The organism is Kitasatospora sp. NPDC059577 (assembly GCF_042735475.1).
GTDB lineage: Bacteria > Actinomycetota > Actinomycetes > Streptomycetales > Streptomycetaceae > Kitasatospora.
Genome location: NZ_JBHWBZ010000004.1, coordinates 33,042 through 48,091, shown reverse-complemented (window position 1 = coordinate 48,091; position 15,050 = coordinate 33,042). Strand labels below are relative to the sequence as shown.

The 15,050-nt window shown below is 74.6% G+C and carries 17 protein-coding genes; 8 read left to right on the top strand and 9 right to left on the bottom strand.

All coding sequences use genetic code 11. The features are described 5' to 3' along the window. Positions 1–161 precede the first annotated feature (161 nt). Both ACFV0O_RS05625 and ACFV0O_RS05620 read left to right on the top strand, forming a co-directional pair. Positions 162–959: a VOC family protein gene (locus tag ACFV0O_RS05625; protein ID WP_380336809.1), complete on the top strand. Its 798-nt coding sequence runs from the start codon at positions 162–164 to the stop codon at positions 957–959. 58 nt (positions 960–1,017) lie between these two features. Beyond that, positions 1,018–1,530, top strand: coding sequence for a DinB family protein (locus tag ACFV0O_RS05620; RefSeq protein ID WP_380336806.1), 513 nt, complete (start codon positions 1,018–1,020; stop codon positions 1,528–1,530). 66 nt (positions 1,531–1,596) lie between these two features. Here ACFV0O_RS05620 and ACFV0O_RS05615 read toward each other — a convergent pair whose 3' ends face one another. Continuing rightward, a complete protein-coding gene (locus ACFV0O_RS05615; protein WP_380336803.1) occupies positions 1,597–2,430 on the bottom strand; it encodes an ArsR/SmtB family transcription factor in 834 nt (277 codons plus the stop codon). A 64-nt stretch (positions 2,431–2,494) separates the two neighbouring features. On the opposite strand from ACFV0O_RS05615, the gene ACFV0O_RS05610 reads away from it, so the two are divergent. Next, complete coding sequence (locus tag ACFV0O_RS05610; protein ID WP_380336800.1) at positions 2,495–3,841, top strand: hypothetical protein; 1,347 nt, start codon at positions 2,495–2,497, stop codon at positions 3,839–3,841. A 112-nt stretch (positions 3,842–3,953) separates the two neighbouring features. Then, positions 3,954–4,727, top strand: a complete 774-nt coding sequence (locus ACFV0O_RS05605) for an isocitrate lyase/phosphoenolpyruvate mutase family protein (protein WP_380336797.1) — start codon at positions 3,954–3,956, stop codon at positions 4,725–4,727. Between the two features lie 111 nt (positions 4,728–4,838). Here the strand turns inward: ACFV0O_RS05605 and ACFV0O_RS05600 are convergent, their stop codons facing one another. Further along, positions 4,839–5,663, bottom strand: a complete 825-nt coding sequence (locus tag ACFV0O_RS05600; protein ID WP_380336794.1) for a TetR/AcrR family transcriptional regulator — start codon at positions 5,661–5,663, stop codon at positions 4,839–4,841. Between the two features lie 249 nt (positions 5,664–5,912). On the opposite strand from ACFV0O_RS05600, the gene ACFV0O_RS05595 reads away from it, so the two are divergent. Together ACFV0O_RS05595 and ACFV0O_RS05590 are read left to right on the top strand one after the other, a co-directional pair. Next, a complete protein-coding gene (locus ACFV0O_RS05595; protein ID WP_380336791.1) occupies positions 5,913–7,502 on the top strand; it encodes an MFS transporter in 1,590 nt (529 codons plus the stop codon). A 139-nt stretch (positions 7,503–7,641) separates the two neighbouring features. After that, a complete protein-coding gene (locus ACFV0O_RS05590) occupies positions 7,642–8,349 on the top strand; it encodes a helix-turn-helix domain-containing protein (RefSeq protein WP_380336788.1) in 708 nt (235 codons plus the stop codon). 4 nt (positions 8,350–8,353) lie between these two features. On the opposite strand, the gene ACFV0O_RS05585 is transcribed toward ACFV0O_RS05590, so the two are convergent. The 7 genes from ACFV0O_RS05585 to ACFV0O_RS05555 form a co-directional block, all read right to left on the bottom strand. Next, on the bottom strand, positions 8,354–8,758 hold the full coding sequence (locus ACFV0O_RS05585; RefSeq protein WP_380336785.1) for a VOC family protein: 405 nt from the start codon (positions 8,756–8,758) through the stop codon (positions 8,354–8,356). 154 nt (positions 8,759–8,912) lie between these two features. Then, a complete protein-coding gene (locus ACFV0O_RS05580; RefSeq protein ID WP_380336782.1) occupies positions 8,913–10,145 on the bottom strand; it encodes a metallophosphoesterase in 1,233 nt (410 codons plus the stop codon). Positions 10,146–10,326: 181 nt separating this feature from the next. Continuing rightward, the gene (locus ACFV0O_RS05575) at positions 10,327–11,250 is read right to left on the bottom strand and encodes an alpha/beta fold hydrolase (protein ID WP_380336779.1); all 924 of its coding nucleotides are present in this window, start codon (positions 11,248–11,250) and stop codon (positions 10,327–10,329) included. A gap of 164 nt (positions 11,251–11,414) precedes the next feature. Then, entirely contained in the window at positions 11,415–11,888 is a 474-nt protein-coding gene (locus tag ACFV0O_RS05570; protein WP_380337197.1) for a GNAT family N-acetyltransferase, read from the bottom strand. Positions 11,889–11,911: 23 nt separating this feature from the next. Continuing rightward, the gene (locus tag ACFV0O_RS05565; protein ID WP_380336776.1) at positions 11,912–12,331 is read right to left on the bottom strand and encodes an arsenate reductase ArsC; all 420 of its coding nucleotides are present in this window, start codon (positions 12,329–12,331) and stop codon (positions 11,912–11,914) included. Positions 12,332–12,371: 40 nt separating this feature from the next. Next, positions 12,372–13,118 (bottom strand): aquaporin, encoded by a 747-nt coding sequence (locus ACFV0O_RS05560; RefSeq protein WP_380336773.1) that lies wholly within the window; start codon positions 13,116–13,118, stop codon positions 12,372–12,374. Beyond that, a complete protein-coding gene (locus ACFV0O_RS05555) occupies positions 13,115–13,495 on the bottom strand; it encodes an ArsR/SmtB family transcription factor (RefSeq protein WP_380336770.1) in 381 nt (126 codons plus the stop codon). The genes ACFV0O_RS05560 and ACFV0O_RS05555 overlap by 4 nt, the downstream gene beginning before the upstream one ends. A gap of 88 nt (positions 13,496–13,583) precedes the next feature. Here ACFV0O_RS05555 and ACFV0O_RS05550 point away from each other — a divergent pair, with 88 nt between their 5' ends. Next, positions 13,584–14,075, top strand: a complete 492-nt coding sequence (locus ACFV0O_RS05550; protein ID WP_380336767.1) for an ArsI/CadI family heavy metal resistance metalloenzyme — start codon at positions 13,584–13,586, stop codon at positions 14,073–14,075. A 313-nt stretch (positions 14,076–14,388) separates the two neighbouring features. Then, a complete protein-coding gene (locus ACFV0O_RS05545) occupies positions 14,389–14,850 on the top strand; it encodes an SRPBCC family protein (protein ID WP_380336764.1) in 462 nt (153 codons plus the stop codon). The last annotated feature ends 200 nt before the right edge of the window (positions 14,851–15,050 follow it).

Below are 15,050 nucleotides of genomic sequence, written 5' to 3'. Positions count from 1 at the left end.
GGGCGGGGCTGCGGGGGGAGCCCGCCCCGCCGGGGGGGGGCCCCCGCCCCCCGCCCCCCGCCCCCCGCCCCCCCCCCCCCCCGCGTCGTGGCTAGGCTGGCGAGTCGGGGGCCGGCGTGCGCCTTCCGGTGCGCGCATTCGCCGCACACGAGGGCAGAGACATGGCTGCGCTACCTGAGGGCACACCCTGTTGGGCCGACGCGATGTTCACCGACCTGGAGGGCGCGAAGGCCTTCTACGGCGACGTGCTGGGCTGGACCTTCGGCGAGAGTTCGTCGGAGTTCGGGAACTACACACAGGCGTACTCGGACGGCAAGGCGGTCGCCGCGGTCGTTCCGCCGATGCCCGGCCAGCAGGCGCAGTCCGCCTGGTGCCTGTACCTCGCCTCGCCGGACGCCGGCGCGACCGCCGCGCGGATCCGCGCCAACGGCGGCGAGGTGGTCATGGGGCCGATGCAGGTCGGCGACTTCGGCACGATGGTGATCGCCAAGGACCCGGGCGGCGTCGTGTTCGGCGTCTGGCAGGCCGGGCGGCACGAGGGCTTCGAGAAGCAGGGCGAGCCCGGCGCGTACAGCTGGGCCGAAGTGGTGACCCGCGAGCCCGCGAAGGCGGACGCCTTCTTCCCGGCGGTCTTCCCGTACGGCGTGCGGAAGATGGACTCCGAGGAGTTCGACTACCGGATGTTCCAGGTCGGCGACCGGCCGGTACTGGGCCGGATGGGAGCGGAAGGCGACTTCCTGCCGCCCGAGGCCCCCTCGTACGTCAGCGTCTACTTCGCCGTGGACGACGTCGACGCCGCGATCGAGCGGCTGACGGCGCGCGGCGGCAAGGTGTACTTCGGGCCGATGGACAGCCCGTTCGGCCGGTTCTCGGCGGTCGGTGACCCGCAGGGCGCGGCCTTCGGGCTGATCGACCTCGGACGGACCGTCGGCGAGACGCCCGGCACGGTGGAGGTCTGATGGGGACGCGCCGGTCCGGGCAGCGCCCGTGGGGCGCGCGGCCGTCGGGGTGCGTCCGATGAGCGAGCGCGAGGAACTCGTCGAGACGCTCGACAAGCACCGTGGTCTGCTGCGGCGCACCGTCCGCGACCTCACCGACGCGCAGGCGGCCGAGCGGACCACGGTCAGCGCACTGTGCCTCGGCGGCCTGATCAAGCACGTGGCGGCGGTCGAGGCGCGCTGGGTGCGGTTCATGACCGGAGGCGCGGAGGCGATGCGGGCCGGGGACGGGGACCCGGGCGGGTCCGGCGCCGCCGAGTCGTGGGCAGCCCAGTTCCGGATGGTGGAGGGCGAGACGCTGGCCGGGCTGCTCGCCGAGTACGAGCGGGTGGCGCGCGGGACGGACGAACTGGTCCGGACCCTGCCCGACCTCGACCTGGCCCACCCGCTGCCGCCGGCGCCGTGGTTCGAGCCGGGCGCGACCTGGTCGGTCCGGCGGGTGCTGCTGCACCTGATCGCCGAGACCTCCCAGCACGCCGGGCACGCGGACATCATCCGGGAGTCGTTGGACGGGGCGAAGTCGATGGGGTGAGGGCGGGCCGGGCGAGGCCGCCGGAGACGGCCCGGGCCGCTCGCGGGGCCGCTGCTCGGAAGGCCGTCAGGGGATCTCCACGCCGAGCAGGTCGCGCAGTGCCAGGCTGCCGTCCGGGGTGACCCGCAGGGCCCGGCCGGAGCCGATCCGCTCCACCCAGGCCCGGTCCAGGGCGGTCCGGCAGAGCGCCGCGCCCAGAGCCCCGCCGAGGTGGCTGCGGCGCTCCGTCCAGTCCAGGCAGCCACGCACCACCGGGCGCCCGCCGCGCCGGCCCGCGCGCGGCGGCAGCTCGATCGCCTGCGCGGCCAGCCAGTCCCGGCCGCGCTCGGTGACGGCGAGGCCGGACTCGTCGGCGACCAGGCCGCGGGCGAGCAGGGCGTCGGCGACGGCCACGCCGAGGCGGCCGGCCAGGTGGTCGTAGCAGGTCCGGGCGCGGGCCTCGGCGCTGAGCCGGGTCGCCTCGCCCAGGGTGCGGGGCGCGGACGAGCCGTTGCCGCCGACCCCCTCGGCGAAGGAGGTCAGGTCCTCGATCAGGGTGGCCACGGCGGGCGTGGCCAGCCGGACGTAGCGGTGCCGGCCCTGCCGCTCCTCGGCCAGCAGGCCGCCCGCGATCAGCCGGGACAGGTGCTCGCTGGCCGTGGACGGCGCGACGCGCGCGTGCCGGGCCAGTTCGCCGGACGTCCAGGCGCGCCCGTCGAGGAGTGCGGAGCAGAAGGCGGCGCGGGTGGGGTCGGCGAGCAGGGCCGCGAGGGCGGAGATCGCCGCGCCGCCGTGGTCGGCGCGCCGGGCCGGGCGGGGAGCCGGGGAACGGGCGGGGCGCGGTTCTGGCTGTGCCTGCGGGTGTGGCTGAGGCTGCGGGTGTGGCTGAGGGTGCGGTCGTGCTTGCGGTTGCGGGGGCATGGCTCCATGGTCGCTCCGGCACGTTTCGGCCGGGGCCGAAACGACCTGGGGCCACGATGACGGCATGAGCGAACCGACAGCCGTCTCCGACCGCGCGATCACGACCTTCTCCCGCTACGACGACGTCACGGCGGCCCTGGCCGACCCGGCGCTGGTCCCGCTGCCGGCCGCGCCCGTCGCCCCCGGCGGGCCGGCCGGGGTGGCCCGGCTGCGGGCCGCCGTCGCCCGGTTCAGCTCGGGCGGGACGCACGCCCGGCGCCGGGCGCTGGTGCTGGCCGACCTGGAGCGGCTGGACCCCGCCGCGCTGCGGGTGGCCGCAGCGGCCGGCTTCGAGCCCGACGTGCGGCTGCGGGTGGTCCGGGTGCTGGCGGCGGCGCTCGGCCTGGCGGACCCGGAGGCCGTGGCGCGGGACGTCGCGACGGTCGCCCGGTCGTACTTCGCGGACGTGCCGGACGACCCGGCGGCGGACGCGGCGGTGGCCCGGCTGCTGCCCGCGATGGGCGACCCGGACGAAGAGACGGCCGCCAACCGGATCGGCCTGCTCGTCCAGGCCTGCGACGCCACCGCCGCGCTGGTCGAGCACGCCCGCCGGAACGGGCTCGGACCGGCCGGCGCGCTGCGCGAGGACCCGCCGGTGCGGGTGATGCGCCGCCTCGCCGCCCGGGCGACCGAGGTCGGCGGGGCCGCCGTACCGGCGGGGACGCACGTCGTGCTGGACATCGCGGCCGCACAGGCGCAGGCGCCGGAGGGCGTCGCGCTCGGGTTCGGCGCGCCGCCCCGCCTCTGCCCGGGGCGTTCGCACGCGCTGGTCATCGCCGAGGGCATCCTGTTCGGGGCCTCCGATCCCGCGGACCCGGCCCTGAAGTCGGAGCCGGTGGACCGCGATGCGGTGGACGTGGAGCCGGCGGACGTGGAGCCGGCGGACCGCGGCGCGGAGGTCGGGAGGGGCGCCGGGAAGGCCGAACTCGCCGTACTGGTACCGGAGATGGTCGACCACGTACTCGCCCTGGCAGCCACCTGGACCGCCTGGGACGGCCGTCCGGTCGTCAACGCCGACGGACGCACCTACACGCCGCACAAGGCGGTTCGGCGGGTCACCGACCACCTCCTCGACCACCTCGCGGAGTGGGACGCCAGGCTGTCCGGCGAGCCGACCGACCCCGACCACTGGCACGCCTCCAGCGTCACCACCCCGGCCGACCTCGCCCCGTTCACCGCCGCCGACCTGGACGAGGCCCGCAGCCGGCTGACCCGACTGGCCGGGATCTGGTCCCGTCGGGTGGCCGCACTGCCGGAGGCGTACCTGGACGACTCGCCGGGTACGGGCTGGAGCTTCCGGCGGATCGTCCGCCACGTCGCGGAGTCCGGGTACTACGCGGACTCGGTGGGGGACCTGCAGAAGAGCAGGTGAGTGCCTGCGCTCGTGAGCGCATCAGCACGTGGGCGCGGGACCGCGCAGGAGCCCGTGCTGCCCGTACGAGCAGACGAACCCCGGAGGACACATGAACCACGGAGGCCCCACCATGACCCCCTTCGCCGCCCTGCACCACCGCCCCGGACGGCCGCTGCTGCTCCCCAACGCCTGGGACCACGCCTCGGCCGCCGCCCTCGCCGAGGCCGGCCATGCCGCGATCGGCACCACCAGCCTGGGCGTGGCGGCCGCGGCGGGGCTGCCCGACGGCGCGGCAGCCACCCGGGCGGAGACCGTACGGCTGGCGCGGCGGCTCGGCCGCGGCGGCTTCCTGCTCAGCGTCGACGCGGAGTCCGGCTTCAGTGACGACCCGGACGAAGTCGCCGCACTGGCAGTGGAGTTGGCCCAGGCCGGGGCGGTCGGGATCAACCTGGAGGACGGCCGGGCGGACGGCACCCTGGCGCCGGCCGCCGTCCACGCGGCGAAGGTCGCGGCGGTGAAGGCGGCCGTGCCGGAGCTGTTCGTGAACGCCCGTACGGACACCTACTGGTGTGCGCAGGACGACCCCGAGCCGGAGACCCTCCGGCGTCTGGAGGCGTACCGGCGAGCGGGCGCGGACGGCGTGTTCGTCCCCGGGCTGGCCGATCCGGCGGTGATCGGCCGCGTGGTCGGCACCCTCGCCGTCCCGCTGAACATCCTCTGGACGCCGGCCGGTCCGGGCCTCGCCGAGCTGGCCTCGCTCGGGGTGGCCCGGGTCAGCCTCGGGTCGCTGCTGTACCGCGCCGCGCTGGCGGCGGCGGTGGCGGCGGCCGACGCGGTCGCCTCGGGCGGACCGGTCGGGGCGGTGCCGGGGTACGCGGAGGTGCAGGCTCTCAACGAGCGGTGATCCGGAGGGGGTTGGGCTCGCCCCCGGTGGCCGGGTCTTGTTTCCAGGCCCCTTTCCCGGATCCTTCTCCTCGGGATCCGGGATCCGGGATCCGGCCTCCGGCTCCGGCTGTCAGGCCCGGCCCTCACGGTCGGTGGACCGGGCCGCCCACGCGGCCTCGATCCCGTCCAGGATCAGCCGGACGCCGCTGAGGAAGGAGGAGTCCCGGCCCGCCAGGATCTCCTGGTCGACCTGCGTGGTGTACAGCCGGTGCAGTCGCGGGTGCTCCTTGGTGGCCTCGATGACGGCGGGCAGGAGCTGGTCCATCCACTCCTGTTCCTCCCGACCCCGCTTGGCCAGCGTGCTCAGCCAGGCGGCCTCGACGGTAGCCGCGCCGATGGTGTAGCCCATGACGACGCCCATCGCCTCGTTGGCGTCGACGAGGTCGACTCCCGAGTCCTCCAGCAGTGCCAGGAGCGCCTCGGACAGCCGCATCCAGCTGGGGCCGAAGTAGACCATCCCGACGTCGCCGATCACCGACACCATCCAGGGGTGGCGCAGGACGGCCGCGCGCACTTCCTCGGCGACCTCCTCGATGGCCGCGCGCCAGACCTTGGGGTCTCCGCCGGTGTTGCTGCCGTCGGCTCCGGTCGGCTCCGGTAGGGGGAGTTCGGCGAAGACCTGGTCGACGGCGAGCGCGAGCAGCTCGTCCTTGTTGGCGACGTAGGTGTACAGCGAGGTGGCGCCGGCGTTGAGGCGGGCGCCGAGCTTGCGCATGCTCAGCGCTTCGATGCCGTCGTTGTCCAGGAGGGCGAGGGCCGCGGTCACGATCTGCTCGCGGCTGAGGGCCGGCTGATCCCGGCGGGGTCGCTGCGGTCGGGTCCACAGCGTCGGGATTCCCGACGTACCGTCCTCCGGCTTGGCCGCCATCCGGCCCTCCTCGTCACTGGTGCTCACCTGCGGCCGCCCGTCCGGGCTCCGCCGGGTTCAGCATAAGTGGCTCCGCACGGTGTACGGCGTTGCGAACACTGTGCGGTCTCCGTACAGTGTTCGGAGCGGCGCACACCGCACCCGTGGGGACGGCGGACGGTGTGCCCGCACCGACCTCCGCAGGGCTCCGGCCGCGGCGGACGACCACCCGCGCGGCCACGGCCTGCGCGCCGATGCCGATCCCGGGATTCGCGGACCGCGAACCCCGAGGAGTTCGTGACGTACGTGGCGAACGCGCCGTACGTGAAGTTCGAAGGGGGAAACGCGGTGGAACGGAATCCGCGGCGCTGGCTCATCCTGGTCGTGCTCTGTCTCAGCAGCCTGGTGCTGGTGATCGACAACATGGTCCTGACGGTCTCCATCCCGCCGATCGCGGAGGACCTCAAGGCCGGGGCGCAGGACATCCAGTGGATCATCGACTCGTACATCCTGGTCTTCGCCGGCCTGCTGCTCACCTCGGGCAGCCTCTCCGACCGCTACGGGCGGCGGAAGGTGATGATCGTCGGACTGGCACTGTTCGGCGCGGCCTCGCTGGTCGCGGCCGTCGCCGACAGCCCCGGCCAGCTGATCGCCGGGCGCGTCCTGATGGGCGTCGGCGGCGCACTGGTCATGCCGAGCACGCTGTCCATCCTGATCACCGTGTTCGACGCCGACGAACGGCCGAAGGCCATCGCCGCATGGAGCGCGGTGGCCATGGTCGGCCTGGTCGGCGGGCCCGTGCTCGGCGGCGCGCTGATCGCGCACTTCTGGTGGGGCGCGGTCTTCCTGCTCAACGTGCCCGTCGCGGCGGTCGCGATCCTCGCGGCGGTACTGCTGATGCCCGAGTCCAAGGGGCCGTGGCGCCGGCCCGACCTGCCGGGCATGGTGCTGTCGATGGTCGGCATGGCGGCGCTGGTCTGGTCGATCGTCGTGCTGCCCCGCGACGGCCTCACCAGCGCGAGCACGCTCGGCGCGCTCGTCGTCGCCGTGGCCGCGCTGGCCGGGTTCGCCGTCCGGCAGGTCCGCACCGACTCGCCGATGGTCCCGCTCAAGCTGTTCCGCAACCGGGTGTTCACCGGCGCCAGCTTCTCGCTCGTCCTGCTGACCTTCGCCACCGGCGGACTGATGCTGGTGCTCACCCAGTACCTGCAGTTCGTGCTGGAGTTCTCGCCCACCGACACCGGACTGGCCTTCATCCCGCTGGCCGTCGCCTCGCTGGTGTTCAACGGGGTGGGCGCCGCGGTCGGGAAGAAGGTCCCGGCACGGGTGCTGACCGCGGTCGGCATGCTGGTCATCGCCGGCGGGTTCGGGCTGCTGGCCACCCTCTCGGTCGGCGACGGCTTCCCCAAGGTCGCCCTGGCCATGCTGGTGCTGGGCGTCGGCTCCGGCCTCGGCATGCCCGCCGCCGCCAACGCGCTGATGAGCGCCATCCCCGGCGAGCACGCGGGTGTCGGCTCCGCGCTCAACGACACCGTCCAGCAGTCCGGCGCCGCGCTCGGCGTGGCCGTCCTCGGCACCGTGCTCTCCGGCACCTACACCGGCGCGATGCCCGCCGGCGCCCCCGAGGCCGCGCGCCACGACATCACCGGGGCCCTCGCCGTCGCCGGCTCCACGGGGGACGGCGCACTGGTCGCGGCCGCCCGCGAGGCGTTCAACACCGCCACCTCCACCACGTTCACGGTGGGCGGCGTCGCGGTCGTGGCGGCCGCGGCACTCACCCTGGTGCTGATGCGCGGCGGGGGTGCGGAGAGTGCGGGGAACGGGGCCGCCGGGAACGGGGCCGCGGGGTCGGGGGCCGCGGAGCCGGCGGTCGAGGCGGTCGGCTGAGCCGACGTCGCCCCGGTCGGAGTCCTGGCCCTCGGGCCGGGGCCTTGGCCCGGGGTCGGCGGTGTTCATCCGACCCCGGCCGGGGCCCCGACCAGGCGCTCCCGGGCGCTCCCCGGCGCGGGCGCGTAGCCTTCGCCCCATGTCCTCGGAGTACGTCGAGCGTGCGTCCCGGGTCCCCGGCGCGGTCGTCTGGACGAAGCGGGCCGTCGGACCCACGGGCGCCGACGCCGCCGGGCCCGTGCTGCCCGACGGCTGCATGGACCTGCTGTGGACGCCGGGTCGGCTGCTCGTCGCGGGCCCGGACACCCGGGCCTTCCGCCCGGGACCGGGCCTGACGGGCCCGTGGGCCGGTGTGCGCTTGCGCCCCGGTGCCGCGCCCGCACTGCTCGGCGTCCCCGCGCACGAGCTGCGGGACCGCCGGGTCGACCTGTCCGACCTGCGGCCCGGGGCCGAGGTGCGGCGCCTCACCGAACGGATCGACGCGGCGTCCGACCCGGCCGTCGCACTGGAGGCCCTGGCGCTGCGCCTGGCGGCCGCGTCGCAGCCCGAGGACCCGCAGATCCGGGCCGTGGTCGCCGCGCTCGCCGCCGGCCGGTCGGTCGCGGCCACGGCCGCGGCGGTCGGCCTCGGCGCGCGCCGACTGCACCGCCGCTCGCTGGCCGCCTTCGGCTACGGTCCCAAGACGCTCGCCCGGATCCTGCGGATGCAGCGCGCCCTCGCACTGGCCCGCTCCGGCGTCCCGCTCGCCGAGACGGCGGCCCGGAGCGGCTACGCCGACCAGGCCCATCTGGCGCGCGACGTCAGGGAGTTGGCGGGCATGACGGTGACCGCCCTGCTGGCTCCCTGACGGCTCAGGACAGCGGGGCGAGCAGGTCGACGCCGTTGCCGTCCGGGTCGTGCACCGTGGCGTAGCGCTGTCCCCAGAAGGCATCCCACGGCTTCAGCTCCCCGTGGTACCCGGCGCCGGTCAGCTCCTCGTACAGTGCGTCCACGTGCGCGGGACTCCCGCAGCGGAAGGCCAGCGCGGTCCGCCCGCCACCGGTCGGCGGCTGCCAGGCCGGGTGGAACGAACGGATGGTGGACTCGGCGTCGAGCACCAGGAGCAGCCCGCCGGGCAACTGCGCCTCGACGTGCGGTTCCTGCTCGGCGCCCTCGGGGAACGCGATGCCGAGCCGCTGGTAGAAGGCGACCGAGGCGGTCACGTCGGAGACGGCGAGGCCGATGAAGGCGAGCTGCGGTGCGGGTGTGCTGTTCATGCCCCCACGCTAGGCAGGGCGCCCCACCGGGTCTTGAACGAATCGGACGTTGCCGCCCGGCGTCCCCCGGCGTCCTCCGGGGTTTCCGGCGTCCCCCGGCGTTTCCGGCGTCCCCCGGCGTTTCCGTCCGTGGTGACGTGACGGCTCCGGTGTCCTACTCGGTGGTCGGCCCGGCGCCCGAGCGCAGCGTGAGCAGGGTGATCTCGCTCGGGGCGAAGACCCGGAAGGGCGGGCCCCAGAACCCGGTGCCCCGGCTGGTGTAGAGCTGGGTCCGCTCCCCGTGCCGGCTCAGGCCCCGTACGACCGGCTGGTCGATCCGGACGAGGAAGTTGAATGGCCAGATCTGGCCGCCGTGGGTGTGCCCCGAGACCTGCAGGTCGATGCCGGCGGCGGCGGCCTGCGGGACGTACTTCGGTTGGTGGGCGACGAGCAGCACCGGATCCGCCGGGTCCGCCCCGGCGAGCGCGCCGGCCAGGTTCGCGCGGTGCCCGGCCAGGCCGGAGTGCTCCGCGGTCACGTCGTCCACGCCGGCGAGCACGAGGGCGTCCCCGCCGCGCTCCACCACGACGTGGCGGTTGTGCAGCGGTTCCCAGCCCAGTTCCGCCATGCGGTCCAGCCAGCCCTGGGCCTCCCCGCCGTACTCGTGGTTCCCCGTGACGTAGACCTTGGCCAGCCGCGAGCGGATCGTCCCGAGCGGCGCGGACTGCTCCCGGCGCTGGGCGGGGGTGCCGTCGGCGATGTCCCCGGCGTGGACCACGACGTCCGCGTCGAGCGCGTTGACCGCCTCCGCGACCCGCGCCGACCAGTGCGCCCGGTCGATCGGCCCGTAGTGGGTGTCGGCCAGCACCACGACCCGGGTTCCGTCCAGCCCGCCGCCCAGCCGCGGCACGTGGACGTCCAGCCGCCTCACCCGGGGCACGCGCATCGCTTCGTGGTGCCCCCAGCCCAGCAGCCCGGCCGAGACCGAGGCCACGACCACCGCCACGGTCCTGGCCCGGCCGGTGCCGCCGACGTCGAACCCGGCCAGCGCCAGGTCCGCCACGCCGCCCAGCACCGACCAGGTGAACAGCACCCAGATCACGCCGAGGCTGGTGTCCGCGATCCGGGCGGCCCGGTCGGAGCGCCGCGGCCCGTGGCCCGCGATCATCAGGAAGGGGAAGGAGACCATCCAGCCCGCGAGGACGACCGTGCCGGCCAGGAAGACCGGGAACGGCCAGCCTGCGCCACCGGCGAAGAGCGTCCACCACGGCGGGAAGCACAGGAGCAGGAGGACGAGGACGAGCACGGCCAGCCGCCGGAGCCCGGACCGCCGACGCCGCGCGCCCCCGCCCGCGGCCTCCGTACCCGGTGCGGCTGCCGCCGCCTCCCCGGGCGCGGTGCCGTCCACGACGCTCCCCGGTACCCCGCCGGCCGGCCGGAGGTCCGACCCCGACCCGATGGATCCGCTGTCAGTCACTGCGCCGCCCCTCACGTCGTCCGCTGTCCCCCCATCATCCGACGAAGGCCCCGACCGATCCGCGGTCGGGGCCTTCACGATCACACCGGGAGGCGTCCGCCACCCCCGTCGGCTACGGGAGTGACGCGAGGAAGTCCGACAGCAGGGCGTGCAGGACGTCGGGCCGGTCGAGGTGGACGTCGTGGCCGGTGCCCGGGACGGAAACCGCCGTCGTCCGCGCCGACGGACCGGCCGAGTCGAGCATCCGCACGGACTCCGCGGGCGGAATGATGCCCTTCTCCCCGAAGACGAGCAGGACCGGGCACCGGACCTCGCGCCACTGCGGCCACCAGTCGCGGACGGACACCCCGGCGACGGCCCGGGTCATCACCGACCGCTCGAAGCGCGGGTACCAGCCGTCCCCGCGCCGCTCCAGCCCGGCCGCCCAGGCCTCACCGTTCAGGCCCTGCTCGGTGAGGAACGCCCGGGCCGCCGCCCGCGAGGGGAACGGGACCGGCCAGGAATCCAGCCACTCGCCGATCCCGTCCGCGGTCCCCGGGTCCCCCGCGGCCGCGCCGGACTCGACCAGCACGAGGCCTCGCACCAGCTCCGGGTGGGCGGCCGCGGTCAGCATCGCGGTGTGGCCGCCCAGCGACTGGCCCACCAGCACCGGGCGGTGCACACCGAGCTGCTCGCAGACCGCCCGCACGTCCGCGACGTACGCGGAGCGGGAGACGTCCGCCGGACGGCGCTCGCTCGCGCCGTGGCCGCGCTGGTCCACCGCGACCACGCGGTGCCGGGGGAGGAGGTGCGCCGCGGCCGCGTCCCACTCGCCGACGTGCCCGGCGAGGCCGTGCAGGAGGACGACCGGGACACCCGGGGGCGAACCGCCGTCGCCACCCCGGTCGCGGCAGCTCAGCCGCACGCCGTCCCGGACCACGATCCGCTCGGTCCACTCCGTCAGTCCGGCCACGCCGTCCGTCAGTCCGGCCCGCCCGGCCGGGCCGGTCCGTTCGGCGGGGCCGGTCTGCGGTTCCTGTGGCGTCTGCTGAGGCATCCGCCGATCATCCGCCACCCCTCCCGCCCCGAGCGACGGAATTTCCGCCCGCCCGGGCCGGCCCCCGCGACGGCGCCGCTCGGCGCCTTCCCATTCTCACGAGCCCTGTCCGTCGGGGTTCACACCCGTTCTGACCTGCGACGGAGTGAACGGCGGTGCCCTGGTCAGTCGATGCTGGGGCTGCGACGCTCAACCAGGGTGACGTCCCGCCAGTTGCCGTGGTGGCGGCCGATGCGTTCGCGGATACCGATGACGCGGAAGCCGACGCGGGCGTGGAGGGCCAGGCTGGCGGTGTTCTCGGGGAAGATGCCGGACTGGATGGTCCAGATCCCGGCGGCCTCGGTCGAGGCGATCAGGGCGTCGAGGAGCGCGGCTCCGACTCCTCGCCCGCGCGCGTCGGGGTGGACGTAGACGGAGTGCTCGACGACGCCCGCGTACGCGCACCGGTCGGAGACGGCGGTGACGGCAGCCCAGCCGAGGACCCGGTCGTCGGTGTCGAGGGCGACCAACCGGTGGTCAGGAAGCTTGGCGCGGTCGAAGGCGGCCCAGGTCGGGGCGGTGGTCTCGAAGGTGGCGTTGCCCTCGTCGATGCCGTGTCGGTAGATGGCCAGGATCTGGTCGGCGTGCTCGGGCGCCATGGCGGCGACGCGCAAAGCCCCGCTCATTCGGCAGTCTCGACGCCGAGGTCCGCGAGCAGGCCGCGGACGCGCCGCTCGATCTCGTCGCGGATCGGGCGGACGGCGTCGACGCCCTGGCCGGCCGGATCGTCGAGCTTCCAGTCCAGGTACTGCTTGCCCGGGAAGTACGGGCAGGCGTCGCCACAGCCCATGGTGATCACGACGTCGGACGCCTGGACGGCTTCGGTGGTGAGCACCTTCGGTGTCTCGGCGGAGATGTCGATCCCGACTTCGGCCAAGGCCTCGACCACGGCCGGGTTGACGGTGTCGGCCGGGGCGGAGCCGGCCGAGCGGACCTCGACCCGGTCGCCGCCGAGGCGGGTGAGGAAGGCGGCGGCCATCTGGGAACGGCCGGCGTTGTGCACACAGACGAACAGCACGGACGGGACGGCGGGCGTGCTCATGAAAGGGGTCCTTCGGTCGTCGAAGCGGGAAGCGGCGGCGTCAGCGGGAGGCTTGGGCCGGGTGGTGGTCGCCGTGCGGGACGACGATGTCCTCGGCGGCGGGCGCCGGTCGGCCGAACAGCACGGCGACCAGCGTGATGCCCACGATCAAGCCGACGAGTTGGGCAGCGATGAACGGCAGGACGGAGGCTGGGGCGATGCCGGCGAAGGTGTCGGTGAATGCGCGGCCGATCGTCACGGCGGGGTTGGCGAAGCTGGTCGAGGACGTGAACCAGTAGGCGGCGCCGATGAAGGAGGCGACCGCAGCCGGAGCAAGGTGCGCGCGGCCGATGCGGGCCAGGCCGAAGATCAGCAGGATCAGGCCGGCGGTCGCGACGACCTCGCCCAGCCACAGATGAGGCGCCCAGCGATCATGCGTCGACCAGCTTACGAGCGGTTCGGCGAACATCGCGTCCGCGAGCACCGCGCCGCCGATCGCACCGGCGGCCTGGGCCGGAACGTAGGCCGCGACCTCCTTCAGCGCGGGCCCGTCCCCGTCGCGGCGGCCGGTCCACCAGGCGGCCAGGGTCACGGCCGGGTTGAAGTGGGCGCCGGAGACCGGGCCCAGCAGCAGGATCAGCACGCCGAGGCCGAACACGGTCGCGAGCGAGTTGGCCAGCAACTGGACGCCGACGTCCTGGGAGAGCTTGGTGGCCTGGATGCCGGAGCCGACCACGACGGCGACCAGCGCGCCGGTCCCGACGAACTCGACGGCTGCCCGGCGGCTCAGCGGAGCCATCTCGGTCATCTGGCCCCTCCGGCGGCGGTCGGGGCCTGGAGCAGGGAGGAAAGCCGGGCCAGAGCGGCGGGCAGCACCCAGTAGTAGACCCAGGTCCCGCGCCGCTCGGAGCCGACCAGACCGGCCTCGCGCAGCACCTTCAGGTGGTGGGAGATGGTCGGCTGGGAGACGTCGAACGGCCCGGTCAGGTCGCAGACGCACGCCTCCCCGCCCTCGTGCGAGGCGATCAGCGACAGCAGTCGAAGCCGCACCGGGTCCGACAGGGCCTTGAACATCTTCGCCAGGTCGACGGCGGCCTCTTCGCCCAGCGGCTCGCGGACCATCGGCGAGCAGCACACGACCGCCGCCTCGTCCTGGCCGAGCACCTTCAGTTCCAGATTCGACATGTGTCTATGTTGACGCTCATCTAATCCAGTGGCAAGCTCGCCTGTATCGACACCCGTCGAAACAAGACCCGGATCGGGGAGGACAGCCATGTCCCGCGTTCAGCTCGCCCTGCGCGTCGCCGACCTCGAAGGCTCCGTCGCCTTCTACTCCAAGCTCTTCGGCGCCGAGCCCGCCAAGCGTCGCCCCGGCTACGCGAACTTCGCCATCGCCGAGCCGCCGCTCAAGCTCGTCCTGATCGAGGGCGAGGCGGGCGAGGACACCCGCCTCGACCACCTCGGCGTCGAAGTCGAGAGCGCCGAGCAGGTCACCGCCGCCACCACCCGCCTCAAGGACGCCGGCCTGGCCACCTTCGAGGAGAACGACACCTCCTGCTGCTACGCGCTCCAGGACAAGGTCTGGGTCACCGGCCCCGGCAAGGAGCCCTGGGAGGTCTACGTGGTCAAGGGTGACGCCGACACCCTCGGCAAGCGTGCGGACAGCGCACCGGACGCCTGCTGTACTGCCGATGCGCGGCTTCTCGACCCCACCCGAAGCCCGGCCGAGGTCGGGGTTGCTGCGGATTGCGCCTGCGGGAGCTGATCCGCGCAGCGGCTCGGGCTCGGGGTCGGCCAGGCGGAGAACCCACGTCCGAGCGAGACCATCGAGGCTCGGGTGGCGGGCGAGCGCCCGTCGCCAGCGCCCGAAACCGCGACTGCGAACAAAACCGAGACCACGGAACGCAGAAGGCCCCGACCGGTGAACCGGTCGGGGCCGGATGAACGAGACCAGGATTGGGACCACCGGTTTCTCCTGGGCCGTGGCCTTGGCGGAGCCGGCGGGATGGTGCGATCATCCACCGATCGTTCCCGGTCGACGACGACGGCCGGCCCCGGGCCGGACAGGGGAGTTGGACGTGCCCAGCACCGAACTGAGCCACAGCTACGACATCGCGGCGACGCCCGCCGCTGTGCTCGCCCATCTGGCGGACCCCGAGAACTACATCGGGCTCTCCCCGCTGCTCGTGGACGTGCGGGACGTGCGGTGCGAAGGCGGGGTCACGCACTACGTCGCCGTCGAGCGCTTCCGGTTCCTCGGACTGGTCCGGCACGACAACGTCATCCAGGTCAGCCTGCGCACCGAGGACGCCCGGCTGCCGGATGAGGCGACGGTCAGCGGCGAGGTGGTCAGTCCCGGCGGTGTGCGGATGGACTACCGCTTCGTCGTCACCGCTCTGGGCGACGGCGGCTCCCTGGTGGTCGATCGACTCCGGCTGCACGCGCCGTTCGGCCTGCTTCGCTATGCGGCGGGGAAGGCCGGAGCGGTGCAGGCCGAGCGCGGCCGAGTGTTGGCCCGACGGCTGGGCCGCGGCACCTGAGGCCGGTGGGCCCACGGGCGTCGCCGAGCGGGTGGGGGGTCTCATCCGGCGGGTGGCCGAGGGCGTCGAGGAAGACGGCCCGACAGCGGACCGAAGGGCCCGTTGAGACTACGAGCAACGACGGCCCCCTGCGCGACGCGCGGGGGGGCCGGGGTATTCGGGGGGGGGCGGGGGGGCCGCCGGCACGAAAGATATACTTT

Excerpts from the sequence above, each read along its gene's own strand:
- ACFV0O_RS05625 (WP_380336809.1), top strand. The coding sequence starts at position 162 with ATGGCTGCGCTACCTGAGGGCACACCCTGTTGGGCCGACGCGATGTTC.
- ACFV0O_RS05620 (WP_380336806.1), top strand. The coding sequence starts at position 1,018 with ATGAGCGAGCGCGAGGAACTCGTCGAGACGCTCGACAAGCACCGTGGT.
- ACFV0O_RS05615 (WP_380336803.1), bottom strand. The coding sequence starts at position 2,430 with ATGCCCCCGCAACCGCAAGCACGACCGCACCCTCAGCCACACCCGCAG.
- ACFV0O_RS05610 (WP_380336800.1), top strand. The coding sequence starts at position 2,495 with ATGAGCGAACCGACAGCCGTCTCCGACCGCGCGATCACGACCTTCTCC.
- ACFV0O_RS05605 (WP_380336797.1), top strand. The coding sequence starts at position 3,954 with ATGACCCCCTTCGCCGCCCTGCACCACCGCCCCGGACGGCCGCTGCTG.
- ACFV0O_RS05590 (WP_380336788.1), top strand. The coding sequence starts at position 7,642 with ATGTCCTCGGAGTACGTCGAGCGTGCGTCCCGGGTCCCCGGCGCGGTC.
- ACFV0O_RS05585 (WP_380336785.1), bottom strand. The coding sequence starts at position 8,758 with ATGAACAGCACACCCGCACCGCAGCTCGCCTTCATCGGCCTCGCCGTC.
- ACFV0O_RS05575 (WP_380336779.1), bottom strand. The coding sequence starts at position 11,250 with ATGCCTCAGCAGACGCCACAGGAACCGCAGACCGGCCCCGCCGAACGG.
- ACFV0O_RS05570 (WP_380337197.1), bottom strand. The coding sequence starts at position 11,888 with ATGGCGCCCGAGCACGCCGACCAGATCCTGGCCATCTACCGACACGGC.
- ACFV0O_RS05565 (WP_380336776.1), bottom strand. The coding sequence starts at position 12,331 with ATGAGCACGCCCGCCGTCCCGTCCGTGCTGTTCGTCTGTGTGCACAAC.
- ACFV0O_RS05560 (WP_380336773.1), bottom strand. The coding sequence starts at position 13,118 with ATGACCGAGATGGCTCCGCTGAGCCGCCGGGCAGCCGTCGAGTTCGTC.
- ACFV0O_RS05555 (WP_380336770.1), bottom strand. The coding sequence starts at position 13,495 with ATGTCGAATCTGGAACTGAAGGTGCTCGGCCAGGACGAGGCGGCGGTC.
- ACFV0O_RS05550 (WP_380336767.1), top strand. The coding sequence starts at position 13,584 with ATGTCCCGCGTTCAGCTCGCCCTGCGCGTCGCCGACCTCGAAGGCTCC.